23 protein-coding genes are annotated in these 26,785 nt (G+C 48.2%); 15 read left to right on the top strand and 8 right to left on the bottom strand.

From position 1 onward, the window contains the following. Positions 1-23: 23 nt before the first annotated feature. On the top strand, positions 24-1,244 hold the full coding sequence (locus HNQ57_RS14395) for a YeaH/YhbH family protein (protein ID WP_184464133.1): 1,221 nt from the start codon (positions 24-26) through the stop codon (positions 1,242-1,244). After that, positions 1,241-2,752, top strand: coding sequence for a SpoVR family protein (locus tag HNQ57_RS14400; protein WP_184464134.1), 1,512 nt, complete (start codon positions 1,241-1,243; stop codon positions 2,750-2,752). The genes HNQ57_RS14395 and HNQ57_RS14400 overlap by 4 nt, the downstream gene beginning before the upstream one ends. A 32-nt stretch (positions 2,753-2,784) precedes the next feature. On the opposite strand, the gene HNQ57_RS14405 is transcribed toward HNQ57_RS14400, so the two are convergent. Beyond that, positions 2,785-3,600, bottom strand: coding sequence for an enoyl-CoA hydratase-related protein (locus tag HNQ57_RS14405; protein ID WP_184464136.1), 816 nt, complete (start codon positions 3,598-3,600; stop codon positions 2,785-2,787). Positions 3,601-3,886: 286 nt separating this feature from the next. Between HNQ57_RS14405 and HNQ57_RS14410 the strand changes: the two genes are divergently transcribed. From HNQ57_RS14410 to HNQ57_RS14420, 3 genes are all read left to right on the top strand, one after another. Next, positions 3,887-4,177, top strand: coding sequence for a DUF6482 family protein (locus tag HNQ57_RS14410; RefSeq protein WP_184464139.1), 291 nt, complete (start codon positions 3,887-3,889; stop codon positions 4,175-4,177). Between the two features lie 769 nt (positions 4,178-4,946). Continuing rightward, positions 4,947-9,107: a response regulator gene (locus HNQ57_RS14415; protein WP_184464142.1), complete on the top strand. Its 4,161-nt coding sequence runs from the start codon at positions 4,947-4,949 to the stop codon at positions 9,105-9,107. 54 nt (positions 9,108-9,161) lie between these two features. After that, complete coding sequence (locus HNQ57_RS14420) at positions 9,162-10,121, top strand: diguanylate cyclase (RefSeq protein ID WP_184464144.1); 960 nt, start codon at positions 9,162-9,164, stop codon at positions 10,119-10,121. A 383-nt stretch (positions 10,122-10,504) separates the two neighbouring features. Here the strand turns inward: HNQ57_RS14420 and HNQ57_RS14425 are convergent, their stop codons facing one another. After that, positions 10,505-11,188, bottom strand: a complete 684-nt coding sequence (locus tag HNQ57_RS14425) for a pseudouridine synthase (RefSeq protein ID WP_184464146.1) — start codon at positions 11,186-11,188, stop codon at positions 10,505-10,507. 276 nt (positions 11,189-11,464) lie between these two features. Between HNQ57_RS14425 and HNQ57_RS14430 the strand changes: the two genes are divergently transcribed. Beyond that, positions 11,465-12,016, top strand: a complete 552-nt coding sequence (locus HNQ57_RS14430; protein ID WP_184464148.1) for an outer membrane beta-barrel protein — start codon at positions 11,465-11,467, stop codon at positions 12,014-12,016. Between the two features lie 64 nt (positions 12,017-12,080). Here the strand turns inward: HNQ57_RS14430 and HNQ57_RS14435 are convergent, their stop codons facing one another. Further along, positions 12,081-13,325, bottom strand: coding sequence for a cytochrome P450 (locus tag HNQ57_RS14435; protein WP_184464150.1), 1,245 nt, complete (start codon positions 13,323-13,325; stop codon positions 12,081-12,083). Positions 13,326-13,641: 316 nt separating this feature from the next. Here HNQ57_RS14435 and HNQ57_RS14440 point away from each other — a divergent pair, with 316 nt between their 5' ends. The 6 genes from HNQ57_RS14440 to HNQ57_RS14465 all read left to right on the top strand — a co-directional run bounded on the left by HNQ57_RS14440 (position 13,642) and on the right by HNQ57_RS14465 (position 18,741). Then, complete coding sequence (locus tag HNQ57_RS14440; RefSeq protein ID WP_184464152.1) at positions 13,642-15,168, top strand: PAS domain-containing sensor histidine kinase; 1,527 nt, start codon at positions 13,642-13,644, stop codon at positions 15,166-15,168. After that, on the top strand, positions 15,165-15,560 hold the full coding sequence (locus HNQ57_RS14445) for a response regulator (RefSeq protein ID WP_184464154.1): 396 nt from the start codon (positions 15,165-15,167) through the stop codon (positions 15,558-15,560). The genes HNQ57_RS14440 and HNQ57_RS14445 overlap by 4 nt, the downstream gene beginning before the upstream one ends. Then, entirely contained in the window at positions 15,553-15,933 is a 381-nt protein-coding gene (locus HNQ57_RS14450) for a hypothetical protein (RefSeq protein WP_184464156.1), read from the top strand. Before HNQ57_RS14445 ends, HNQ57_RS14450 begins: the two co-directional genes overlap by 8 nt. 126 nt (positions 15,934-16,059) lie before the next feature. Further along, positions 16,060-16,662: a TetR/AcrR family transcriptional regulator gene (locus HNQ57_RS14455; protein ID WP_184464158.1), complete on the top strand. Its 603-nt coding sequence runs from the start codon at positions 16,060-16,062 to the stop codon at positions 16,660-16,662. A gap of 294 nt (positions 16,663-16,956) precedes the next feature. Next, on the top strand, positions 16,957-17,931 hold the full coding sequence (locus tag HNQ57_RS14460; protein WP_184464160.1) for a Rieske 2Fe-2S domain-containing protein: 975 nt from the start codon (positions 16,957-16,959) through the stop codon (positions 17,929-17,931). Positions 17,932-17,970: 39 nt separating this feature from the next. Further along, entirely contained in the window at positions 17,971-18,741 is a 771-nt protein-coding gene (locus tag HNQ57_RS14465) for an acetoacetate decarboxylase family protein (protein ID WP_184464162.1), read from the top strand. 91 nt (positions 18,742-18,832) lie between these two features. Here HNQ57_RS14465 and HNQ57_RS14470 read toward each other — a convergent pair whose 3' ends face one another. The 4 genes from HNQ57_RS14470 to HNQ57_RS14485 all read right to left on the bottom strand — a co-directional run bounded on the left by HNQ57_RS14470 (position 18,833) and on the right by HNQ57_RS14485 (position 22,116). Then, positions 18,833-19,153, bottom strand: a complete 321-nt coding sequence (locus HNQ57_RS14470; protein ID WP_184464164.1) for a 2Fe-2S iron-sulfur cluster-binding protein — start codon at positions 19,151-19,153, stop codon at positions 18,833-18,835. A 21-nt stretch (positions 19,154-19,174) separates the two neighbouring features. Then, a complete protein-coding gene (locus HNQ57_RS14475) occupies positions 19,175-20,398 on the bottom strand; it encodes an NAD(P)/FAD-dependent oxidoreductase (protein ID WP_184464166.1) in 1,224 nt (407 codons plus the stop codon). Positions 20,399-20,472: 74 nt separating this feature from the next. Then, positions 20,473-21,270 carry an enoyl-CoA hydratase-related protein gene (locus HNQ57_RS14480; protein WP_184464168.1) on the bottom strand — a complete coding sequence of 266 codons (798 nt, stop codon included), beginning with the start codon at positions 21,268-21,270 and terminating at the stop codon, positions 20,473-20,475. 252 nt (positions 21,271-21,522) lie between these two features. After that, positions 21,523-22,116 carry a TetR/AcrR family transcriptional regulator gene (locus HNQ57_RS14485; RefSeq protein WP_184464170.1) on the bottom strand — a complete coding sequence of 198 codons (594 nt, stop codon included), beginning with the start codon at positions 22,114-22,116 and terminating at the stop codon, positions 21,523-21,525. Between the two features lie 227 nt (positions 22,117-22,343). Between HNQ57_RS14485 and HNQ57_RS14490 the strand changes: the two genes are divergently transcribed. Together HNQ57_RS14490 and HNQ57_RS14495 are read left to right on the top strand one after the other, a co-directional pair. Beyond that, positions 22,344-24,770, top strand: a complete 2,427-nt coding sequence (locus HNQ57_RS14490; protein WP_184464172.1) for an ATP-dependent helicase — start codon at positions 22,344-22,346, stop codon at positions 24,768-24,770. Between the two features lie 90 nt (positions 24,771-24,860). Then, entirely contained in the window at positions 24,861-25,250 is a 390-nt protein-coding gene (locus tag HNQ57_RS14495; RefSeq protein WP_184464174.1) for a DUF6491 family protein, read from the top strand. A 305-nt stretch (positions 25,251-25,555) separates the two neighbouring features. Here HNQ57_RS14495 and HNQ57_RS14500 read toward each other — a convergent pair whose 3' ends face one another. After that, positions 25,556-26,119, bottom strand: a complete 564-nt coding sequence (locus HNQ57_RS14500) for a TetR/AcrR family transcriptional regulator (RefSeq protein WP_184464176.1) — start codon at positions 26,117-26,119, stop codon at positions 25,556-25,558. A gap of 95 nt (positions 26,120-26,214) precedes the next feature. Between HNQ57_RS14500 and HNQ57_RS14505 the strand changes: the two genes are divergently transcribed. Then, the gene (locus tag HNQ57_RS14505) at positions 26,215-26,607 is read left to right on the top strand and encodes an MAPEG family protein (protein ID WP_184464178.1); all 393 of its coding nucleotides are present in this window, start codon (positions 26,215-26,217) and stop codon (positions 26,605-26,607) included. Positions 26,608-26,785 lie beyond the last annotated feature (178 nt).

Here is a 26,785-nt window from a genome sequence, read left to right on the forward strand (position 1 = left end):
TCAGTCAATGAAAGGGGCGTAATATGTCAATGATCATTGACCGCCGCCTGAATGATCGCAATAAAAACGCCAGCAATCGCCAGCGTTTTATCAGGCGTTACAAGGCGCAGCTGCGCAGATCGGTCGCCGATATTGTCGCCGACCGCTCGATTACCGACATGTCGCGGGGTGGCGAGGTCGGTATTCCGGTAAAAGATATTTCCGAACCAAAGTTTCGCGTTGGTCGCGGTGGCGACCGCGAAATGGTGCATCCTGGCAATAAGGAGTTCACCACCGGTGACCGTATTGCTAAGCCTCCTTCTGGTGGGGGCGGCGGCTCTGGCAGTGGCGAAGGTCAGGGGGAGGAAGGTCAAGATAACTTTATGTTCACACTCTCCAAAGAAGAGTTTATGAACCTATTTTTTGACGATCTTGAACTGCCCCGTTTGGCGCGGAATGTGCTGGGTGATTCAAAGCAGTTTACCTATCGCCGCGCGGGTTACACGCCAAGTGGGGTGCCGGCAAATTTGTCGGTGCCGCGCTCGCTGCAAAATGCCATGGCGCGACGCATCGCCCTGCGCGCACCGTTGAATCGTGAATTAGCCGAATTGAAAGCGGGTGCTGGCTCGGCCGAGGATATTGCCGCACTGGAAAAACGGATTGAACGTATTCCATTTTTAGACGAATACGATCTGCGTTTCCGTCATCGCGTAAAAGAACCCAAGCCCATTAGTCGCGCTGTGATGTTTTGCTTAATGGATGTGTCGGCGTCGATGTCGGAGCAGAAAAAGGATCTGGCCAAGCGCTTTTTTACCTTGCTTTACCTTTTTCTTAGCCGCAAATACGAACACGTAGAGTTGGTCTTTATTCGCCATACTTCAAACGCTGAGGAAGTGGATGAGCACGCGTTTTTCCACGACCCCCAAACCGGCGGTACGGTGGTGATGTCGGCGCTTAATTTAATGATCGAAATTCTTGAAGATCGTTACTCGCCTAGCCAGTGGAATATATACGGCGCTCAGGTGTCTGACGGCGATGCCTTTGGCAGTGACCCCCAGCGCAGCGCGATGCGTCTCAGTAAAGACATATTGCCCCAGTGTAGGTATTTTGCTTACGTCGAAATTCCCGATAGCACCAGTAGTATTACTCCCTTGGCCGCCGCGTATAGTCAAATCCGGGATACGGCGTTTGCCATGAGCACCGTGATGGATCGCGGTGATGTTTACCCCGTTTTACGTGAGCTATTTCAGAAGGAGACGGCATGAGGTCTTTGAAAGACAGCGTGTTATCGCGGGGTGGCGATTGGGACTTTGAGCTGTTGCAGCGCTACGACAAAGAAATAGGCATTATCGCCAAAGAGTTTGGTCTTGATACCTATCCCAATCAGATCGAGGTCATTGCCTCCGAGCAAATGCTCGACGCCTACGCGTCTGTCGGCTTGCCAATAAGCTATGCGCACTGGAGTTACGGTAAGGAATTTATCCAAAACGAGGAGGCCTACCGGCGCGGTCAGCGGGGGCTGGCCTATGAGCTGGTGATTAACTCCGACCCCTGTATTGCCTATTTAATGGAAGACAATAGCATGCCCATGCAGGCATTGGTTATTGCCCATGCCTGTTATGGACACAACTCCTTTTTTAAAGGCAATTATTTATTTAGGCAGTGGACCAGTGCTGACGCCATCGTCGATTACATGGTGTTTGCTCGAAAGTATATTTTTGAGTGTGAGCAACGTTATGGCGAAGATCGCGTAGAGGAGACCTTGGATGCCTGTCACGCCTTGATGGATCACGGCGTAGATCGCTTTCATCGTCCCTCACCACTGTCGGCAGAGGACGAACTTCAGCGTCAGCATGAACGTGAAGAACATGCCTGGAAGCAATACGACGATATATGGCGAACATTGCCCCACAAGCGTGATGATGGCGCCAATGTTAAAAAGAAAAAGCGAATATTTCCCCCTGAGCCTCAAGAAAATCTGCTGTACTTTATTGAAAAGTACTCGCCCACCCTTGAACCCTGGCAGCGTGAGATTGTGCGGATTGTGCGCAAACTGGCCCAGTATTTTTATCCTCAGGGTTTAACCAAGGTGATGAACGAAGGCTGGGCCACCTTTTGGCACTATACCTTGTTAAATAGCATGTACGACCGCGGCTTGGTTGATGACGGTTTTATGTTTGAAATTTTGCAGTCCCACACCAATGTGGTGATGCAGCCTGGTTTTGACCACCCCGGCTATTCAGGCATAAATCCCTATGCTTTGGGCTTTGCGATGATGCGCGATATTCGACGGATCTGTGAAGAGCCGGATGACGAGGACCGAGAATGGTTCCCCGATATCGTCGATAAAGACTGGCGCGATGTGCTGGACTTTGCCATGCGCAATTACAAAGATGAGTCTTTTATTGCCCAGTATTTATCCCCGAAGTTGATCCGCGAATTTCATTTGTTCGCCATCGCCGATGCACACAAGGCAGATCACTTGCGGGTTGAGGCTATTCACAATGAAGAAGGCTACCGTGAGGTGCGCCGTTTACTCTCCAAACAATACAATCGCGATGTATTAGTGCCTGATATTCAGATTGTTCGTTACGAGCACATGGGCGACCGGTCCTTGGTGCTGCGTTATAACCGCTTGCGGGAGCGGCCGCTTACCGACGATGCCACTGAAGTTCTTAAGCATCTTAGTCGCTTGTGGGGTTTTAAGGTCACCATGGAAGTATTCGAAGAAGGCAAAGGCGTCGTTGATAAAACCGAGGTCTCCCCAGCTTAAAGGCTAGCTATATGGCTAGCCTTAGTTTGGTATTAGTTTCCTTCAAATCGGGCGGTCGTTTTATTCACAAATGCGTCAACGGCGCGGTGATGGTCCTTGGTGTGGTGGCATTGTGCTTGAACATCGGCGCAGACGTCCAAAAAGTCACCTAACTCTTGGCGTTGGGCCAGTTTCATTAGTCGTTTGGTCTGCCGCAGTGCCAGAGGTGGCTTAGCGGCGTAATCTTGAGCATAACGCTCTGCCGTGGCCATTAAATCCTCGGTAGCGACACATTCGAGTAATATCCCCATTTCTAAGGCTTCTTTGCTATCGATAATTCGGCCGCTAAAGCTCAATTCTGCGGCGCGTTGGTAGCCTACTAAACGTTGCAAAAACCATGCGCCACCGTCGCCGGGAATTATCCCTAGATTAATAAAAGTCTCGCCAAACCGAGTGTGTTCACAGCCTATGCGCAAATCGGCCATGCTGCATAAGTCAAAGCCCGCGCCAACCGCCGCGCCATTGACTGCGGCAATGGTCACTATGTCCGCGTTGTGCATAGCTCGAGATATGCGCTGAATGCCATTGCGGTAGCTGGCGCTGATTTCCGCTTGGCTGCCGCCGAACATACCCTGTTTGTCGCGCATTTCTTTCACATTGCCGCCGGAGCTGAAAGCCTTGCCTGCGCCCGTAATAATTAGGGTGGAGATCGCTTTGTTGGCATTCGCCCAGGCGATAGTGTCACACAAATCATTGATCAGGTTTGTGCCAGTAAGGGCGTTACGGAGGTCGTCGCGCTCAAAGCGGAGTGTGGCATAGCCGGCGTTGACTGTGAGTGACGCGTCGACGAGTGTCGGTACTGGATTCATATTGGCTTCCAAATTTGGCAGTTTTTGGGGAATTATAGTGTTTAAGTTCGTTTGCTACCCAGTATATCAAAGCTTAGGTCGTTGTTAGTGTCTGTATCGGCATCTTGAGTACCTGGGAATTGTTCTTGGCCTTGTTTTTGCTACAACCCGTATAGCTAAGCTGTAAAGCTCGATGGTGAGTGCTTAGTGGCTATTTTTCGTGCATCGATTTCTTAGGTTTTTACGTAGGATAACATCGGGTGTTACCAAAAGTATCTTGTGTGTTGTTAAGAATAAAAGGTGATTTATGACCAAAGTATTTACTGATCAGCTTGCAGCCTTGCCATTGTCCGAGGTATTTATTCATCTATTACCGAGCGGGGCTTATGTCGCAGCAATTGCGCTAGAGGGAAGGGTGTTAAATATCTATGAAAATGAAGATATGCCGCTGAAAAGGCGCTCTTTAAATGAAATTTTACAATATTTAGTGGCTTGCGGCTGTCCTCGCAAATCCTTTGTCGGCGATGTAGGTGGCGAAATCGAATCCCTGACTAGAGCGGCGGTGACTGAGCCGCGACTTTTGACTGCTGCGATGTGAACATTGGTGACATATTCGCGCGGCTATTGAATTCGTTCTAATTTGGACTGCCCTGCGCTGTACTGGCGCAAGCGTTTATCGCAGCCCTTGGGGCGAGCCTATTTGAAGACTAAATTATAACTGTGGAAAAGGTGCGCAGCCATACACTGATCTGGCCTCAAGCGTGCCTAACTGTGTTCTTCGAGGTTGCAATGCCACATTACAATGACCAACTTTTTTCATTTGTATGTCCAGTACTTACGGGGTGTCAGCGGTAAGTTGAAGGGCGTTACCATACCCCCTAATATTAGCTGTTCTGACCGATTGCTTTGCATAATAAGAATGAGTTGCTGGCCTTGCTAGCTCAATCCCTCCAGGTCCATCTACTGGCATGCTCTCGAAAATCTGACCGAAAAAAGGCTATTGCATAAACGGCAGTCGCTAGTGTTGTAGGTGTATGAATCATCTTGCTATTCATAGTGGTCATCCCTTGCTGGCCGTTAAGAATGTTGATTAATTCACAATAATAGCAATTACCGGCATTGCGAATGCTACGTGCTATAAATCGTATATGCTATGATAAGTCACTGTTTTTGTTTTATTTTGTCGAATCTTTTTTGGTGCTATTTGCACGTGCGACTTTCCGTAATGGTGTTTTTAGGCAACTAAAATTGCTATGACCAGTCTTTATGCCTATTGGTAAGGCTGGTTTCTCTCCGACCGCAAGCGGTGTATAGGTTTCGTGCAATATACTCTGCGTTGGTTTTCTAAAGTGTAAAGAGGCAATTGAGTGATTAAAGCGTTAAAAGTAATTATCACCACATTCAAGATGAGATTTCTGTCTCTTGCCTTGTTGCTCATTGTTGTTGTTACCGTGTTAATGATTCCGGTATCTGATCATAATGTTCGTCTAAAAGAAGAGCGCCAATTAGAAAATCATTTGCGCAATGCAGTCGATGAACGAAGCAAAGCGTTTATGGCGAGCATCGAGCGTTTAAAAAGGGATACTCTATTCCTTGCCGGCACTCCGCCGATACAAGGTATTATCAGGGCTAGAAATAATGGCGGAGTCGATCCTCAGGTTAATAACGCTACTGAGGTATGGGAGCAACGGCTACAGGAAATTTTCTCCGCGTACTTAGAAATCCAGTCAGGCGTTCAGCAAGTTCGCTATATCGGCGTTGCCGATCAAGGTCGTGAGTTGGTTCGTGTTGATAGAAAAGAAAATAAAATCACGGTGGTTGGCGCTGAGAAATTACAACAAAAAGCTGACCGAGATTATTTTCTCGAAACATTGAATAGAGATGTTGGCGAAGTATATGTGTCGAAAATTGACCTTAATCGTGAATTTGGCGAAATAGAAGTTCCTCATATCCCAACCTTAAGACTCGCTACTGTGGTTTTCGATAAGGCTGGAAATGCGTTTGGTGTAATCGTTATAAATGTAAATTTGCTTGAAATTTTTTCTACGATAGGCGCTGACTTTTCGGCCGATGAGTATGTCTATCTGGTGAATTCCGAAGGCGATTTTCTTATGCACCCAGAGTCTGGTCGAGCTTTTGGCTTTGAATTGGGCGAATCGTTTCGTTGGCAAGATGAGTTTAATAAAAAATTTAGTGGCAACGAAAATAAAATAAATCGAATAAGTGATGGCGGTCTATTTTATATTGCGGCTCGCGAAAACTATTATGATGACGATCACTATTTGGGCGTAGCGGTTTTAGCGTCCGATAATGTAGTTGATCAAGCGGTGAGCGCGGCGCGAACATATAATCTTATCATACTGCTTAGCTTGTTCTTTATTACCTTGGTTTTTTTGTACCTCGTGGCAATAAATATTCGACGCCGAGAGCAGTCTGCACGACAGAATTCGTCAATGGCTGCGATTGTGGAGGGGTCTAATGACGCCATTATCAGTGAAACCATTGATGGCGTTATTCATAGCTGGAACGATGCCGCACAGCGAATGTTTGGTTATCCTGCAGAGCAAGTTGTCGGCCAGACCATGAACAACTTAGTTGTACCTAGAGACTTGGAAGACGAAGCGATTATGCTTCGGAAGCGGGTTTTTAATGGTGAAACGATCCCAAATTTTGAGACGCATCGTCGTGATCAGAATGGTCAGGTCATTTTTGTGTCAATAACAGTCTCTCCCGTTAAGGGTGCTAACGGAAGAATATTTGCCGCTGCTAATATTATTCGGGATATTAGCGATATGAAGGCGGCTCAGGCGCAGCTAGTGGAGTTGAATCACCGCTTAGAAGAGCAAGTTGCCGCGCGCACCAGTGAGCTAGAAGCGTCTGGCGTTTTGCAAGACGCTATTTTAGCCAATGCTGGCTACGCTATTTTTGCAAACAAACCTGACGGCACCATAACGCTCTTTAATCCAGCAGCAGAAGCTATGCTCGGTTATAGCGCCAGTGAGATGGTGAATAAAAAGACCATGCAGGTGATGTTTATAAAAGAAGAAATAGAGGCTGAATTAAAACGCTTGGCGCAATTAGATCATAAAACGCTGATAGACAGTAATGGCAAGATTATTACTCAAGATGTGAATTTTGAAAAAGAGTGGACGTTTGTTCGCAAGGACGGGACGCAAATTCCCGTTTTGCTCAAAAGTAATACATTGTACGATAAGAAAGGTAAGGTAAGCGGCTATATTGGTATTGCGCGAGACCTGACCTTGCAGAAGCAGCAGCAAGCTGAGTTGTTGAAGGCTAAAGCATTGGCCGAAGAGGCGAGTAAGACGAAAGGCGAGTTTTTAGCGAATATGAGTCATGAAATTCGCACGCCAATGAACGCCGTGTTGGGTATGCTGAATTTATTGAAGTACACCGATATGACAAGTCGGCAGTTAGATTACGTTGTAAAAGCCAGCGGTGCTGCCGAAGCGTTATTGGGAATTATTAATGATATTCTCGACTTTTCTAAAATTGAAGCTGGCAAGCTACTTTTAGAAAATAGACCATTTTCCATAGACGAGATATTGAAAGATATCGCTGTTATTTTGAGTATGAATATTAGCGATAAGAATGTTGAAATACTTTTCAATATTGACCCTGCTGTGCCAAAAACAGTGCTGGGTGATTCCTTGAGGATAAAACAAATTCTCATTAACCTGGCAGGGAATGCGATTAAATTTACCGAGTACGGCGAGGTGATGCTGTCGGTTTTTGTACAACATGAACGCAAAAATCGCATGGTGCTGGGGTTTAAGGTCAGTGACACCGGCATAGGCATGTCGGCAGATCAGCAAAAACGTGTTTTTGAATCTTTTACCCAGGCAGAAGCAGCGACTACCCGACGATTTGGTGGAACAGGTCTTGGCTTGGTGATATGCCAGCGACTAATTCGGATGATGGGTGGTGAGTTGGAAGTCGAGAGCGAAGAGGGCAAAGGCAGTACCTTTTCCTTTTCTCTTATTGTTGAGGCGGTTGCAAACAAAGCGCAGTGCGAGCCTGCGCAGCGTGTACTACCCGTGGAGTATGAGAATCTCCGGCTACTCGTATTAGATGATAACGCTCATGCGCGTGAGATTATTTCAGGAATTTGTAAAAACCTCGGCTGGGATGTAGAAGAGGCCGAAAGTGGCGATACTGGCCTAGCGCTAATTAAGCAGAGCCTTAGTGAAGCTAAGCCCTATGATATTGTATTTATCGATTGGATGATGCCGGGCTTAGATGGTTGGCAGACCGCAAATGCGATTCAAGCGCTTTGCGCAGATACCCAAACCCCTCGGTTAGTGATGGTAACTGGTCACGCTAAAGAAGTGTTTGAGCAACAAGAAGAGACCATCAATACATCGCTTGATGGCTTTTTGATGAAGCCGGTTACCGCCTCAGATATTTACAATACAATTATAGAGGCCTTAGCCGGAAAATCTGCTGAGCTTAATACAGGTATACAGCAGTCGAAAACTGCTAATGACGGACTTGTTGGCATGCGCATACTCTTGGTGGAAGATAATATCACTAACCAACAGGTTGCGCGGGAGCTGCTCGCTATTGAGGGCGCTGAAATCGTCGTGGCTGATAATGGTCAAATAGCCTTAGACAGTATTCGTCATGCGGATTTGCCTTTTGATGCGGTATTAATGGATATTCAAATGCCAGTGATGGATGGTTATACCGCGACCAGAGAAATTCGTGAAACCTTAAAATTAAATTATTTACCCATTGTCGCCATGACTGCAAATGCGATGCCTGCGGATCGCGCTGCCTGCTTAGCGGCGGGAATGAACGATCATATCGGTAAGCCCTTTGATTTAGCCGAACTGGTCGCGGTTTTACAAACCGTTTGCGGGCGCACGAAGTCAAATTCGCCGCTTGATGCGGAAAACAAGAATGAAGAGCGCGCGGTTCTACCGGAGGCCCCCAACGGTTTTGCCTTTAAAGAGGCTTTGCTGCGGCTGGGAAATAATCGAGAGCTATATGCTAGTCAGGCAAGGATGTTTGCTAGCCGTCACCGTGATGACCTTCGCAAAGTACTTGTACTCATTCAAAAGGGGAGTAGACCGAATGCGGTTAGGGAGCTGCATACTTTGCGTGGTGTGGCGGGAACCTTGGGTGCGCAAGCCCTAGCCAGCCGACTCTCCGAACTTGAGATGGCGGCGAAAGGCCTAGTTGAAGTGCCAGTTATCGAGACTTTGCTAAACGCTACCGAGGTTTATCTCGAAGAAGCTTGCGACGTTATGCTTAAACTTGCGGACGCGCTGGCGTCGCCCGAGCGGGAAATGACGCCTCCACCGTTTATCGATGAGGGTACCAACGCTAAGCTAGACGAGTTCGCGCTATTTCTTAAAGATAGCAATATGAGCGCACTGGATAGCTTTGAAAATTTACGTGCTATATTTATGGTCGATAGTGAACCGGCAATCAAGGTGCGAGAAGCGATGGCGGCGCTTGATTTTGCGGCAGCGCTCGAGGCATTAAATGTGATGAGGGAAAACTGATTTGTACAAAAATTTATGTGATCGCTATGCTATGTGCAATATTGGGTTACGGTTATGAGTGAACTGAAGTCCACACTAACATCGGGGTTGATCCCCGCCGCGGTAGTATTAGAGCGACCTCGGCTATTAGTGGTTGATGATCAGCCCGTTAATATTCAGGCGCTATATCAGGTTTTTGCTAAGGATAGCGAAGTGTTTATGGCGACGAGCGGTCAGCAAGCTATTGAAGTGTGTCGTCAAAAGCGGCCAGATTTAATTCTGCTCGACGTGCTGATGCCGGATATGGACGGTATAGAGGTGTGTAAAATACTCAAGGCCGATGTTGAGACTCAGAATATACCGATAATCTTCGTTACTTCGCAAGATAGTCCTGAAGAAGAGACCCGTGGTTTGGAAGTGGGTGCGGTTGATTTTATTACCAAGCCAGTGAACCCTGCAGTAGTGCGAGCCCGAGTAAAAACCCATTTGACCTTAAAAATGCAATCAGATGCTTTGCGGGCATTGGCGTCGATTGACGGCCTGACTCGCATTCCTAATCGTCGTTTTTTTGATGAACGCTTAGATGCGGAGTGGCGCGCGTGTCGTCGAGCGGGGAGTTCCCTGTCACTTATTATGGTTGATGTCGATCACTTTAAAAAATACAACGACCATTATGGCCACTTGGACGGAGACAATTGCCTGAAGCGAGTCGCGAGCTCGCTCGCGGAAAGCAATTGGCGAGGCCGAGATTTGGCTGCTCGGTATGGCGGTGAAGAATTTGTTTGCTTGATGCCAGAAACCGATCTGGCCGGTGCGATGAGCAAGGCAGAAAGCCTGCGTTTGCAGATAGAAAACTTAGCGATGCCGCATGCACAATCTGCCAATGCAGATTACGTCACCATTAGTGTGGGTGTGGCGACTACTGTGCCGAGCGAGGGGAAGTCAGAGGAAGTCTTGCTGGGTGCGGCGGATGAGCAGTTGTACAAGGCAAAGCAAACCGGACGGAACCGAGTGGTAGGCGTCGCGCTTAACTAAAAATTAGATGTGCAGCGGTAGCGTATGGCGCCATTTCTGTTGGGCGGCCAAAGAAGTCGCCTTGAAAATAATGGATGCCGATATGCTGCACCGTCGCATTAAGGGGTGACAGTAGCCTGTAATATATTAAGTGCTGATCGCCAGCGCCAAAATTATCGTAGGCCACGCGGATCGCCAAGCCCATTCAGCCAGCGCGAATACGCCGCATAATGTCTAGTTCGGTTATTGCGGCGTATTGAACTTCAAAAATTAAATTTAAATCAGTGTTTTGGCCCAGTAGTCTATTTTTGCCCGCAAGTAGTTTGTCGGCGGACGCCCCCAAATCGCCATAAATATAATCGACGCGGCAGTCCAGGTCGTGTCCAGCACGGCTATCGGAGCCGTTAAAATGGGCAGGGGCAGTGCACGGTAATCGGCTCGGCGCTTATGGGGTGGCAAAACGCAATACTGTCTGCGTGGAGCAGTAAGCGCGCGGCCATGCCCCGCGTCTGAGGTGTACCATAAAGGTCGCAGCCTAAAATGGGGTGACCTAGCGCTTGGCTGTGGATGCGAAGTTGGTGGGTTCGACCGGTTTGCGGGGTAAACCTAATACGGCTGCGAGGTGGGTTATCCAGACGCTCTAACACCTGATAATGACTTTGTGCCTGCTTGCCTGTGGTATGGCAAATCTTTTGCTGAGGGAAGTTTGCCAGATCTTTGGCAATCGGCTCCTCTATATAGCCAGTGTCACGTTGTACGTGACCGGCTACTACACTGATATAGGTTTTTCCAATACTACGCTGCTGAAATTGCGCGGTGAGCTGCGCGTTTGCGGGTTTATTCAAGGCAATAATCATAAGGCCTGAGGTGCCTAAATCGAGGCGGTGGGCCAGTGTGGCAGTGGGAAATTGTTGAACTAATCGGTAGTGAACCGAGTCTTTGTTGAGCGGATTTTTGCCTGAAAGGCTCAGCAGACCGCTGGGCTTATTAATGACTAAGATGTGTTCATCTTGGATCAGAATGCTGATCTTCTCCGCGCAGGGCGGGGCAACGAAGTTATCTGCTAAAGTGGGCGTTGAGATAGGCATAAACCCGTCGCGACTTGGCTGAATGGTTGGCCATCGCTAGCCAAATTGATTGGCCAGTATACGGGATTCACTCGGCTAATACTTTGCAGGCTGAAGCTGCTTGTTACTTAGGGCTTTTACATGAATGCATCTAGCGGAAGTAGAGGCGCTCTTGCTATGATCGACGCGGCGCTCGGGCATGTATTGGGGGTTGTTATAAATCACTCAGGGTGATTCGCGCGTTGAAGTACCAGTATTTTTGCTGGTCTTTACTATTATTTATGCGGGGAAAGCGTTATGAATAAGAACTTGGGTTTGGCAGCGGTATTGATGGCAGCAGTCTTACCGGCGACTACACTGGCTCAGACGGCGACAATGTATGTTACTGGTCAGTTTGGTAAAACCAGCTACGATTTGGACAGCGGTTCTAACGTTGATGACGAAGACAACGGCTATACCATGGGCATTGGTGTGCGTATGGGTCCGAATGTCGCGATTGAGGGTGGCTATGTTGATCTAGGAGAGGTGTCTGGGAGTAGCGGTACAGATTCTTTTACGGCAGAAACTACTGGCGCGTTCGCTGGCTTAGGTTTATTCATCCCCCTGCAGCCTGGATTTGAACTAACCGGACGGGCGGGCCTAATTGCATGGGATACCGATGCTGCTATTACTTTGGGCGGCTTGAGATCTACTGAAAGTGACGATGGCACGGATATCTATTTTGGTATTGGCGCTGCATTTCAGGTGAGTCGCGAACTCCACCTTACCGTTGGCTTTGATCGTTATGATATCGACGACACAGATGTCGACATGCTGTCATTGGGGGCAAAGTTTTACTTCGCAATGTAAGACTTGAACTTAAACCTACTACAGGCACTTTGGTGCCGGTAGTAGGTGCTCAGATAGTGAATACTTAATTGCAGTTGGTGTTGAGTTTTAATGTCTTAAACACCACGGAATTATGATCTTCTAAACTTTTTTCTGGCTCCTCAGCAAGGCTGAGCTTAGGAAAACGCTTAAATAGCTCACTTAGTGTTAAGTACAATTGGCGTTTAGCAAGTGCTGCGCCAATGCAAAACCGTGGCCCGTAGCCAAAGAGCACATCGGGTTCGAATACGCGGCGAACATCCAGTTTTTCTGGGTTGTCATAGTACTCGGGGTTGTGATCTTTGAGGTGGGGCATCATTAAAACCATCTGCCCCTTTTTCACTTCTTGGCCAAGAAGCGCCATATCTGCTGGGGCATAGCGAGCAAAGCCCATTTTAGAGTTGCCTGACCAACGCATTATTTCGCTAAAGGCATTCGAAAAGGCATCTGCCGACTCTAGTGCTAAGGGGATTTGATCGGGGTTTTTTAGCAGGGTATAAACCGACCACTGCTGGGCCACGAGTGTGGTGTCTGCGCCGGCGCCAATTAACGCCAAAATTAACGTGATAATATCCCACTCATTAAATTTCTCATTCTCAGCTTCAATTTTAAGAAGGGTGCTGAGAAAGTCACCGTCGACTGGGTCCTTGCGGCGCTCGGCAATGACCTCTTGCAGAATATCGATGGCTTTATTGCTGTCGTCTTGCGCGCGTAGCCTGCGCTCTTCAGAAATGGTTGGGTTCCAGGTTTCGGTAAACGTCATGGTTACCCGCTTCATGGCAGGCCAATATTTTTCTGGTACGCCGATCATGGCGGTAATCGAGATAAAAGGAATATGCCTTGCGACTTCCTCGATATAGTCAAAACTCTCAGGCTGGCCAATCTCATCAAATAGCTTTTTAACATGAGGTTCAAGGCGGCGCTGAATATTCTCAACGACATTACGCGAAAATGCTGGTGCGGTGATGCGACGAACCAAACGATGATGGCCTTGATCGGCTAGCAGGCTGTGGCCGACCAGGGCTTTTTCGAAATTATTCCAGTTTTCTTCAGTGGGACGCGGTGGTGCAAACTCCCAGTCATAGAAGTCTGAGGAGAGGTATTCTCGCTTCCAGCAATCCATGATGTCAGGCATTTGGGTCATGATCCACGCCTGCCACGGCGCATACCATACCAGTGGCCCGCGTTCGGCTATTGCAAGGCATTGAGGGCCGGGATTCTCGCTGTACGCCTTGGATGTAGGGTCGAATAGGGTTTCGATCGGGGCTAATTCTGGCAGCGATTGGGGCATACTGGCTATCCTCGTATTATATTTGTTGGTCCTAGCGAGCTTGTGCGCGAACGGAATTCGCGATGTTTTTTGTTCTAAAAAATATACTACAGTGTATTTATACACACAAGTTAATTTGTCGTCGTGGGGCATAGCTTACCTGTGGTGGTATGTAAAAATTAATTTTTAATCTTATATATCAATAGCTTGTATTATTTTTGCGGAGGGTTTTTAGCGTGCGCTAGGCCTCGTAAGTATATTCCCGAGTTACTGAGATGGTTCACACAGCTACACTCTTCGCAGTAGTAGGCTGTTTGTTGAAAATTCAGGGGAATGCATGAAGGGGCAGGACGCAGTCAATGATTTACTGTCACGTACAAAGGCGATTGTAGAGACGATCGTAGATGGCGTGATTACGATTAGTGATCGTGGTCTAATTGAAACCGTTAATCCTGCGGTTGAAAAAATCTTTGGCTATCGGCTAGACGAACTCAGTGGCCAAAATGTCTCTATGTTGATGCCTAACCCCTATCAACGAGAGCACGACAGCTACCTTAGTAATTATCTTAGTACCGGCGAAAAGAAAATTATTGGTATTGGTCGCGAGGTCACTGGCCGGCGTAAAGACGGCAGTACATTCCCGCTCGAGCTGGCTATTAGCGAGATGGAAGTGAATGGCCAGCGTATGTTTACTGGCATCGTTCGGGATATATCGCGGCGCAAGGCTACCGAAGAGAAGCTCCGTGAATTTCTAGCCCGCACCAAGGCAATTCTCGACACTATTGTTGATGGCGTTATTACAATTAGTGACCGTGGTTGCATTGAAACGGTTAACCCTGCTGCTGAAAAAATATTTGGTTATCGCTTAGACGAACTTAGCGGCAATAATGTTTCGATGCTCATGCCTGACCCCTATCGACATGAGCACGATCAATATTTAGAGAATTACCTTCATACCGGTGAAAAGAAAATTATTGGTATTGGTCGAGAGGTGACGGGGCTTCGGAAGGACGGCACTACGTTTCCATTAGAGTTGGCCATTAGCGAGATGGAGGTCAACGGTCAGCGTATGTTTACCGGTATCGTGCGGGATATTTCAGAGCGTAAAGAAACCGAAGAAAAGCTTCGAGAGGCGATGCGCAGGGTACATGAGCAGCGTATTAAAGATGAATTTATTGCCACGGTAAGTCATGAACTGCGAACGCCGCTAACGTCAATTAAGGCATCTTTAGAGCTGATAATAGGTAAGGCGGTAGCCAAGGGATCCGATCAGGAGAAAATGCTCATCACCATTGCTCACAAGAACAGTGATCGTCTGTTGTTGCTGATTAATGATATTTTAGATATTTCTAAAATTGAATCTGAAAAAATGAAATTGAATTTTAAGCGAGTGCTGTTGCATTCGTTTTTAGAAACCGCAATTTCTGATAACCAAGCTTACGCTGAAAAGCACCACGTTAAATTTGTGCTACTAGATTGCCCCTCCAAGCTCTATATTTATGTGGATCCGGATCGCCTTATGCAGGTGATGAGCAATTTAATGTCTAATGCGGCGAAGTTTTCTCATCAGAATTCACAAATAGAGGTTCAAGCTGGGCGCCGGAATGACGGCATCCGGATTACGGTGCGCGATTATGGCCCAGGTATTCCCCTCAATTTTCAGAACAGGGTCTTTGAAAAATTTACTCAGGCAGATACCTCAGATAAGCGTGAAATGAGTGGCACTGGCTTGGGCTTGCATATTTCCAAAGCCATTATTGAACGACATCATGGTGAGCTTTCCTTTGATACTGTCATTGGCCAAGGCACAGAATTTCATATTGACCTAAAGCAACAATTACAGCGGCAGGGTAGCCCGCAATGACAGCATCGGTGAAGCTTGAACGAGTTTTGTATATTGAAGATGAGCCTGATATTCGCTTAGTGGCCGAGATTGCGCTGCATCAAGTTGGTGGCTTAAACGTCATCACTTGCTCCAGTGGCGAAGAAGGCTTGAGTTTAATCAACGACTTTATGCCGCAGTTAATTATTCTGGATGTGATGATGCCTGGCATGGACGGCCCGCAAATACTGTGTAAGCTTAGGGATATGCCGGAGTTTAAAGCGACGCCGGTGGTGTTCATTACTGCAAAAGTCCAAGCCGATGAAGTCGAACAATTTAAGCGCCTTGGTGCAGCAGATGTGATCAGCAAGCCCTTTAATCCTATGACCTTGGCCGACGATGTGCGGGCAATATGGGCGGCGTGCGATGAGTGACAGTGAGTTAAACGAAAAGCCGAGCGTCGACGCTCAGCTCGCGGCGCTGCAGACGGAATATATTGCCAATTTATATGATCGCGTTTTACCCGTTTTAAGTCTGTGGCAGGATTATATTGCTAGCAATTATTCGCCCGAATTATTGCGCGATGTGTACCGAAAAATGCACGCTATAGCGGGAACCTCAAGTATTTTGAATGTTAAACCGATAGATAGCTTAAGTAACGAAGTGCAGATAAAAATTCAGAGCGTATTACAGGCCGCTGACATTGATGCGGCGCTAATCGCAGAGATTGCAATGATCTTAAACGAGATTCTAGATGTGGCTAAGTCGGGTGACATCAGTGCGCCACCAATTAATTTGAACGCTTGAGCTTACTCTATTGAGCTGCGCAAATAAGGCGGCGCTCAAGTCGCTAGTTGATGGCGATCTTGGCCTAAGCGCTGCGCATACGTTACTATCTCTGCTTTAACGAAATATTGGGGTGGATAATTGCCAGTGACACAGCTTGGACGCCGTGAGCGTAAGAAGAAGGCCGTTCGGGAAAATATCTCGGAACAGACCCTGCGCCTTATCGCGCGTTACGGTGTCGAAGGCATTACTATTGATGCTATTTGCGACTGTGTCGATATTGCCAAGAAGACGTTTTACAATTATTACGCGTCCAAGCACGATTTAATGGTCGATATATGCCAGTCTGAGTTGTTGCAGCGTACCGATGATTTGGTGAGTGAAGCGATTGCTACATCCGGCGATTTGGCGGAGCAGCTCGATTATATTCTTGGGATTTTGGCGACACGCAATAGTACTGCAAGTAAGTTAGAGCGCGAGTTAATCGCGTATTTAGTGGGTTCCTTGTCGACTAATTTAAGCCAGGGGGCGGGGCAATTGGCGTTTATGAATAGCTATTTTTATCGGCTATACAGTAATAGCCAATCCCAGTTAAAGCCCGGCATAACCCCTGAGTTCTGTGCAGAAATGACAGTGGGTATGGCAAATGCCATTACTCTGAATTGGCTGCACGATGATAATTACAACAGCCAAGAGCGCTTCACCCAGTTGCGGGATTTTATTGTAAGTAGCATGCTCGCCGCCCCTTAACGCACGTTATTCGCCCGCAGTGTCAGGCGTAACGTGGTTTGGCAGCCATGGCGCTAAGATTTAGTATTTTGTTCCGCTCTACTGAAATTCCTCCTAAATAAGCCGCGAGTGCAGTATTTGCGGCTACCGCTGTCCCGGCGAAGGGCATTGTCTCGTCGCGGATTAATGATCCGTAATTCAATTTTTACAAACCGTGCTTGACCTGCAAATGGAAACCGTATACTTTTTTTACACCATGGTTACCTTTTTCGGCTTATCCTTATTGGAAAGTCTATGTTTCGCAGGAGAGATAGTATGAGTAAGCGGTATGACAAGCCTATTCCACTGGGTTGGTTTGCCATTGGATATTCTGCAGAGCTCGCGGTGGGCGATGTGAAGCCATTGCGCTATTTTGGTCGGGACTTAGTGCTATTTCGCACGGAATCGGGTGAGGCCACACTGTTAAATGCACATTGTCCGCATTTGGGCGCTCACTTGGGCCACGGCGGCGTTGTAAAGGGCGAGAGCATCAGTTGCCCATTTCATGCTTGGGAGTTTAATGGCGAGGGTTATTGTACCAAGGTGCCCTACGCCAAAAATATGCCGCCAAAGGTAGACGGTAAACAGGCTATTGGCCGTTACCCCGTTGCTGAACGCAATCAAATGATCTGGGCTTGGTACCACCCAGAAGGTGCAGAGCCTAGTTTTGAGGTGCATACCATTGCCGAGTTGCACTCACCTGAGTGGACGGACGTCGATACTTTCGAGTGGGAAATCAATTCGATTATTCAAGAAACCGGTGAAAACGCCGCGGATATCGCGCACTTTGTTACCGTGCACAACTCGCCAGAAATGCCGCAGGGTGTGGTGACGATGAATGGTCACACTCGCTGTACGCTAATGGATAGCAAGCAAGAGGCGATGGACGAATTTGGTAATATTGATCGCAGTGGTCAGAGCTATGATGAGGGGCGATTAGAAGCGTGGTCCTATGGTCCTGGACTCACTTATCAAAAATTCTCGCGGCTATTTGATGTCGTTATGATGGGCACAATCACCCCAATCGACGACCAAAATATCCACATGCGCTTTTGCTTCACCCTGCCTAAGCAGCAGAGCGATGAACACACACTGTATGCCAATGCGTTCCGCGATGAGATCGTGCATCAGGTGAATCAGGATATTCCTATTTGGGAAAATAAGGTCTATCTCGAGGAGCCGACACTTTGCGATGGTGATGGTCCAATTGCCAAATACCGCAAGTGGTTCAAACAGTTTTATGTTGCTTAAGCTCGGTCAAACCCTAATCAATAATAACGAGGAAGTACTATGACTACGCCTGTTTCGCCCGTAACGGTTCCCGGAGAAATTCTCAACTGGCCAATGTTGAAAATCAGTTATTTAACGGACCCAGCGAATATAGCGGCCTTGTTGCCACCCGGTATTTCGCCGGGAAAAAGTCCAAAAGTCACTATTACTATCTACAATTTTCCGGTGTTGAACGAGCCCGAATACGGCTGTGTGGTCAATGTCGACGCGATATACAATGGTATAGAGGGTGAATACACCCTCGGTATTGGCATTGACCAGGAAGCCGCAATTTTTGGTAGCCATGAGCGCTGGGGTCAGCCGAAATTCTACGCTGAAACCAAATATTTCCGCCTTATGGATACGATTTCTGCCAGCGTCACCCACCGCGGTTACACGTTCTTGGAATACCACGGTAAGGTCAGCGGTGTGGGTGAAATCCCTCCTGAGTTTGAAACCAATGAGTGGTGGATCAAATGTCTGCGCGGCGTTGATATGACAAAGACCGACTATGATTTCCCGCCCCATGTTGTTCGCGTTTACAGTAAATATGGCACGGCTTTTGTCGAGAAACTCGAGGGTAATTTACGCTTGAATGATAGCCCTTGGGACCCAGTGGCGAGCCGCTTGCCACCGCGTAGTGAGCCGCAAGCCCATTTATGGACGCCGGTGTTTTTAGACCGTCAAATTACCTTGGAAGGCGCGCTGGATGAGGAGGGTTTTCACCCCTTTGCCGACACTATAGGTGGTTCTCGGTGGCCGGGTGAAAATGGTGGGCCGATAAGAAGTTAAACGCTTTAGCTGAAGAGGGAGGTTTCTGAACGCTGTTTGATTACCACGTAGTGCGGAGCAAGCAGCGTTCAGCGCTCGATACCGAAGAGGTTTAGTACTGAGACTTAGGCATACCGATGATAATGCCATCCATTTCGTCGGTGAGGGTTACTTGGCAGCTTAGGCGGCTCGTTTCCTTGGGCTCGAGCACGCATTCGAGCATGTCGGCTTCAGTGCTGTCTGCTGGGCTGACTTTAGCCACCCAAGCTGGGTCAACGTAGCAGTGGCAAGTCGCGCAGCTGCAACAGCCGCCGCATTCGCCAAGAATACCGTCGATACCGTTATCAACTGCAGCCTGCATAATGCTTGTGCCAGTTTCGGCGTGAACTTCTTTGGTTTCACCGTCGTGAGATTTAAAAATGATTAAAGGCATGCGTTTCTCTCTTACTTGATATTAATTGGTAAAGGCGTCTTTGATGTCGATCGAATCGTCAGCAAGTTTTATAGGGTCGGCAGTTTGCCCAGTGCTCAAGGCACGCTTAGTGGTCATAAACTCCTTGGGACGGTTGATTGCATCTACCGCAATTAAGCGTCCTTCACAGAGGTAAAACGCGGCAAAGCTCCGGCTGCTTTCACTGTCGCCGCGAATAATGACTTGGTCAAAGCCTTGCGACAAACCCGCAATTTGCAGTTTCAGATCATATTGATCAGACCAGAACCAGGGCAGCGCATTGTAGACCTCAAGCTTGCCGCAAATGGTTTTAGCGGCAATTTTCGCTTGGTCTGTGGCATTTTGAACTGACTCAAGGCGCAGTTTGCGCTGGTAAATCGGGTTATAGTGATTGGTGCAATCGCCTGCGGCAAGAATGTCGTGGTCATTGGTGCGCGCATGTTCATCAACCGCAATACCATTATCGATTGTTAGGCCAGCGGCCTCAGCGATTTCAATATTGGGTATTACGCCAACGCCAATAATGACGAGATCGGCGGGTATGGTGGTGCCGTCACTGAGGCGGACGCCGTCCACATGCTGGTCACCCGTAATGGCATCTACGCCAGCATCGGTGCGAATGTCGACACCTTCTTCGGTGTGGACGCGGGTGTAGAACGCAGAGACTTCAGGTGCGGTAACACGCTGTAGAACGCGGCTCATGGCCTCGATAACCGTAACCGACATACCAATTTTGCGCAGCGATGCCGCCGTTTCTAGGCCAATATAGCCGCCGCCGATTATGACTGCAGACTTACCTTTGCCGGTAAATTTGTGAGTTTGCTTAACGTCGTTAAGGTCGCGCATATAAAATACGCCAGCCAACTCGCTGCCCTTAAAGGGAATTTTTCGGACTCTTGCGCCGGTGGTAATCGCCAGTTTGGTGTAGGCAATTTCGGCATCGTCCTGCAGGATGATCTTCTTTGCATCGCGATCAATACGGCTCACCCTGCAGCCGAGTAGGAGATCGATATTGTTTTTTTCGTAAAAATTGGCTGCGCGAATCAATAGTTCGTCTTCAGTCTTCTCGCCAACAAAGAAGGCTTTTGATAGTGGCGGGCGGTGGTAAGGCATGTATGGCTCGTCACCGACGATAGAAATTTTGCCTTCCCAGCCCTCTTGGCGCAGGCTAGAGGCTAATTGGGCTGCAGCGTGGCTTGCACCAATAATTATACAATGTTCACTCATAAACATATTCTCGCTTGGTTTTTTTAACTTTCGGTGTGGCATTGCCGCACTACTGGTGTTGCGGTTAGTTGTTGTTATTGGCCGTTGAACGCCGCAGGGCGCTTTTCGGTGAATGCCGCGAGGCCTTCGTCAAATTCTATGCTTCGACCTGCTATTTTTTGCTGTTCACGCTCATTTTTTAACGTCAGCTCCCAGCTGTCGTCGGTGGCCGCCCATATTGCCTTGCGGGTCATGCCTAAGGCTTGGCTGGGGCCGTTGGCCAAGGTGGTTGCCAGTGAAAAGGCCTGCTCTTCGAGCTGCGTGTCGTTCACCACGCGATTGATCAGCCCCCACGCCAGGGCGTTTTCAGCACTAAGGCGGTTACCGAGGAACATTAATTCCATTGTGCGTACGCGGCCAATGGTTCGGCTGAGTAGGTGGCTTGCACCACCGTCTGGAACAAGGCCAATTTTAGAAAAAATTTGGGCGAAATAAGCGGTCTCGCTGGCCAAAATCATGTCGGCAGCTAAGGCTAGCGACGCGCCAAATCCTGCCGCCGCCCCGCGCACGGCACTAATCCATGGAATGTCTAAATTTTTGAGTTTGAGCATTATGGGGTTGAGTTGCTGTTCGAGCACCAAACCGAGGTCTCTTGCGCTGGGATCTTGGTCAACAGGGCTTAGTGGATTCTTGGGGTCTAAAGACGCGCCCGAGCAAAAAGCCCGGCCTGCACCGGTAATTATCATAGCCCGGCAATGTTGCGCGATATGATCAATGGCGGTACTGATCTCGCTTACCATTAAGGGCGTCAGTGCATTCAGTTTGTCGGGGGCATTTAAGCGCAGTATGCCCACTGCCCCACGTATTTCGACCTGTATTTGCTGAAAATCCATTAACCGTGCCTTACATTTATTGTTGGGTCTGTTGGTGGTCACTCACCGCTGAGGTGTTGTCACTGTTGATACTTTTCGTAAAATAACAAGCCACGTATTTTGCATGGCTTGGCTGCGATGTTCTATTGCAATCGCAATATAATCGCCAATTTTTCCGTTCTTTTAGTAAATCACGACGGTTTTTTGATGGCTTAAAACGTTTTGCACTTTCTCGGGGCGGCCTAAGAAACTTGGCCTATTGGTAGCGCTTGTTCAAAAGGCGTTTAGAAATGCCTTTAAGGTGGCGACAAATATGGCTGTTTCGTCAAGTTCATTGGCAGTGTTAGCCGCGTGTAAATGAGGGAATTGCTCAGGTGAAAAAGACGGCATTGGCTCGTTGCCGCTGGCGCGGCTCATGGCGCCGAGCATAGCCGACCCAAAGGTCAGTTTTTCCACGCCATCAATGACCAGCAAGCGCTTCTCCATGGGGAGGTCGAATTGACCTACCCAGTAGTCATAGCTTTGTAGCATGAGGTGCCTAGGGAAGAATTCTAAGAGTAATGGCGCTGCTTTTGGGTGTTGTAAAATTGACTTCCGGGTGGCGAGGGCCAGGGTGCTTATCGCGTCACGCCAATCTTCGAAATGCTGCTTTTCTGAAATACGGGCTTCGGTTAGCAGCGATCTAGCGACTTCGGTGAGTAATTCAGCCTTGTTTTTAAAGTGATAATAAAGAGATGGCGCCTTTACCCCTATATTTTGCGCAACTAGCTGTAAGCTCATGCCCCCGATGCCTTGGCTATCTATCACCGCGAGGGCAGCTTTGGCGGCCAGCTCTTTCGTTATAATTGGTTTTGAGGGTCTGCCCACTGCGGTGTCCTTAAGCTTATGCGACATTGCGCACTTATTTATAAAAGCCAATTCAGTGCCATTAGGGTGAATTAAATTGTAGCAGAGAGTACCTGTATACCGAAGTCTGCGGCCCCATTAGGCAGTTGCACTTGGCATGGTCTCGCCGCTATCTAACAAAATGGAGAGTGAAGCGCAGTGCCAAGCTTGCTATCCTGCAAGGCCTTTTTTTGTGTCTCGCGTTTTCTATGCTTACCGAAGAGCAGCAAATTATTACTCGTCATCGTGGCGGCCACGCGCGCGTTATGGCGGTGGCGGGTGCAGGTAAGACCAGCACCATGGTGGCCTACGTTTTGGCGCGCTTACGCGAGGGTATGGACCCCCGTTTAATTCGGGTGGTAATGTTCAATAAAGCGGCGCAAGAGGATTTTAGTCATAAACTCCGTATTGCGGCGGGTGCAAATGCCCAGCTACCGCCGGTGCGTACCTTTCATGCCATGGGACGTAATTTGGCAATGTCGCTGGCCAAAGAGGGGCATTTAGCGACCTTTGATCCCACGCCCCTAGGTGATGTGCAGGCGAGCTTAGAAATGCTTAAAGCCTTGCAGGCGGCTGCGGGAACGTCGGCGCTGCGTGCGGCGATTCGCGATGATCAACAGCAGTGGCTGGATACTTTTTCTGGATTCGTCGACCTCGCCAAATCAACCTTGGCAGCACCGGAAGTTAGCTTTGCGCTTGGCGGCTACCCAGAGCAGTATCAGCTATTTATTGAAGCTTTTGCGCGCTTTGAGCAGTGGCGCAAGGCGGCGGCGAGGGTGAGCTTTGCCGATTTTCTTTACGATCCCTGTCGGCTAATTGCCAATGACCCGGCGTTGGCTAATTTTCTAGCCAACCGGGTAGAGTTGTTTGTTGTTGATGAGTTTCAGGATATTAATGATATCCAGTTTTTTATGCTCAAGACCTTGGCTGGTGAGCGCGCGCAATTGCAAGTGGTGGGCGACGCGGATCAGTGTATTTATGAGTTTCGCGGCGCCAAACCAGAATATATGCTGAGTTATTTTGGTGATACCTACTCCCATCAGTCTTATCAGTTGTCGCGAACCTTCCGTTATGGCCACCAGCTGGCATTAGCGGCTGCGCAGTTGATTAGTCATAATCAGCGTCGCGATCCACTCCTCTGTATTAGTGCAGATTCTGCCGCGCCCAGCCATGTTGAACTCTGTTTGCAAAACCCCGATGGCGCGGTTTTCGCCCAGGCGTGTGAAGCGCAGCGCGCCGAGGGGCGGGCTTACAGCGAAATGGCGTTTTTATGTCGGACTTGGGCCCAAGCTGCGCCGGTTGAATTGGCTTTGCTTAAACGGGGGATTCCCAATCGGGTCATGGGTGGCAGCCGGGTGCTTGAGCGCAGCGAAATTAAGGTGTTAATGAGCTTGCTGCGGTTAATGGCGGGAGAATTTGCCAGCCAAGACTCCGCTGAACAGCATCAGCAATTATTTGATATTTTGAAATTCTGTGAGTTAAAGATTCGTCACGAGGTGTTGCGGGGCTATGCCGAGCGCATAGTGCTAAGCGACTTTAGCGCCTTACACCGCTCTGAAGACAGCTTGTCCTTTTATCAAGAAAAACGCCTGCAAAGCCTTGCCACGGTACTGGCGCAGTTAGGTCAGGAGCGCGGGGCGGGGCGGGGGCTAAGACGCTTTGTAAATGATCTCGATCTATTGAACTTGATGCGAGATAACGCTCTGAACCGAGAAGATGGCGAAAATCGTGCTGCCACCGTAAGTGCCTTCATTGAGTTTGTAGCGCTACAGCAGGACCAAGCGCCGAGCGCAATTTTAGCCATGCTGGCCGAACTGAGTGATCAGAGTGGCTGCGGGGATACGACAGCCGGGGCAGTTACCATCACCACCATGCACCGTAGTAAGGGGCTAGAATGGCCTGTTGTCCTACTCCCTAATTTGAGCGCTCATTATATGCCCTACCAGGCGGGTAATAGACGCCGGCAAGAGCTTGACCATTTGGAGGCTGAGCGCCGTCTAATGTACGTTGCAATGACGCGGGCGATAAAAGCCTTGTATTTATTTGCGCCGGGGCTCGATGCTACAAATGGCTGGTCGACCGACCAGCGCCCAGAATTGCACCAGCTTCCGAGCCCGTTTTTGGCGGAGATGAATCTGGACTTGGCGCAGCGCCTCAGTTCGCAGATAGAAGCGGGTGCGCGTCAATTTGATCTACCACCTAGTGGTGGCGCGACTGCCAGCGTGGCGCAGCGGTATTTAGATGCGGTTGTGCCCGAGTGGCAGGCAAATACCGTAGCAAGCTCAGTCGGATACCCCGAGCTGGGCGCCTATCTGCAGCATACGCGTTATGGCTTGGGGCGCGTAAGCGATATTGATGCGCTTGGTTTGGTCGTGAGCTTTTCCAGTACCAAACGCTTTTTCCCGCGGTTATTAGTGTCGCGGGTATTGCAGCCCGCACCGGAGTCCGTGGTTAGTGCTGCGCTAGCGGGTGCCGGCGCCAGTGCGAAAGACTTTTGTGTTGGCGATATACTGGCGCACGACAAATTTGGCCGAGGTGCAGTACTCGCCGTTGATAAGCACACCATTGCGGTTAACTTTAGTGCCGGGCGCAAGACCTTTCGTCTCGATTTGTTTCAGGCTAAAAAAATCGCTTGAGCTGGCACGTTGGCTGTATCGAACCTCAGCGCCTTGGTGCGGTCTGACTAATGTACATAGACTTGTGTGCATTCATTCCGGGAGGCGGATATGAACTTACAATATATAAAAATAGGGCTTGCTCAAATTTTAGCGGTGTCGCTTATCGGCTGCGCCCTAGTCAAAGACGAACCGGCGCTGGACGAACGCTTGGCGGAATACGGTTACCGCCCCGGCGAGAGTGTGGAGGCCGTTGACGCCTACCAGGTTGCCAATTGGCAATATCTAGATGACCGTCACCTGATTTTTACCAACAACAATGCCGAACACTATTTGCTGAGCTTAAGAAAAAACTGCATCGCGCTGCGCAGTGCAGAACAGCTGGCCTTTAAACCGATTAGCGACGCATTAACCCGGATAGATGACGTGATTGCCAGTAACTCTGAAGCGTTAAGCCGCTGCGAGATCGAGACAATCTCTATAGTGTATCCAAGCGAATAAGTTCTATTGCTTCACCCAAAGGGTGGCCAAGCTTATAAGGCATATGTTGGCCAAAAATGGTGAATATAGGCCCCGCAATTTCATTTTAGACGAGGGCCTTAGTCAAAATTGGTTGTCAGCCACGCTAAGCCGTCATTCTGAATTTGACTCAGAATCTAACGCCAGCGAAGTCCTTCAGGCTCACCGCACTAGATGCCGGATCAAGTCCGGTGTGACGGTCTCACTTTGGCGGTCAGTCGCTGAGATTTTAATCTGCAGTTTAACTATTAATACTAAAGAAATCTGCTATTACTAGCTGTTATGCGTTAGTTGAAATTTGGGTTTATAGCTGAATGAATAACTGATTTTATTAGCTTCTTAGGCTTGCTGTTTATGCTTTTATCAGTTAACGATTTGATTAAACCTAGATAAGAAAAGTATGCTGAGTGAGCAATAGTTCTAGCCTGATCTTTGCTTGCCCCCATTTGAGAATAGGTCGATTCAAATATATTAAGGCGTCTAGCTACCGCGCGATGGTAGAAATACTTAACCTCTTCATCATTTAGTTCATTTGAGAGAGCTAGAAAAACTCTTTTATTAGTGTCGTCTTCAATAAGAATACCTAAGGCTTCTTTTAAAAAATCCTTAGGCAAACTATTTTTTGACTCTATCGATTTTTGGTAGCTAAGCTCAATATTTTCCCAAAATTTAAGCAATTCAATTACAAGTACTTTTCTGTTATTAAAATGCCAATAGAAACTACCTTTAGTTACACCCATTCTTTTTGCCAACGGCTCAACTGCCAGAGCGCTTAGGCCATCCTCTGCTAATACCTGCAGTGCAACATCAAGCCAGTCATTTGCGGACAATTTTGATTTAGGTGTATTCATATTCAGATCGTACAACATACGGTTGCGTATTGACAGGGTCGTCTGTAAGAAATAGCATACGGGTGCGTATGTTATTCATGTTGTGGGGTCCGGTTATGAACGTTGAATTAATGTGTATTGTGTTGCTAGCACTACTCACAATAGTCCTTGGTATATTTGTTACAGTGGCTCGTGGTAAGTTTAATGTTTTATCTGGAAGCGCTGATGATCCAGAGGACACGTTGAATAAGCTGATACGGGCTCACGGAAATACAATTGAGTATGCTCCCGTGCTTATGATACTGATTTATATATTGAGTCAGTACGAATATGCAGCCTGGGTTGGCTGGTTTATTGCTTTAGTCACGTTTTGCCGTTATTTATTTGTGTTAGGTATTATTGTTCCTAAAACAATGGCTAAGCCGAATCCAATGCGCTTTGTTGGTGCGGTTGGAACTTATATATTTGGTTTAGGTTTGTGTTTTGCTCTATTACGATATGCTGTATAGCATAACAAGTTGGTACACGGGAGCGCCAAAGCTTTGTTTTGTACTTTATGCAGTGCGCTGTCGCTCCGTTAACATAAGAACTACGCTTATTCGCCACACGAACAAGGCATTATAGGAAAAACTATTTCGATAAAGGCTTTGCTAATATTGGCCAAAGCACACGTAATCAGCGGCCATA

The sequence above is a fragment of the Zhongshania antarctica genome, from assembly GCF_014202945.1.
GTDB lineage: Bacteria > Pseudomonadota > Gammaproteobacteria > Pseudomonadales > Spongiibacteraceae > Spongiibacter > Spongiibacter antarcticus.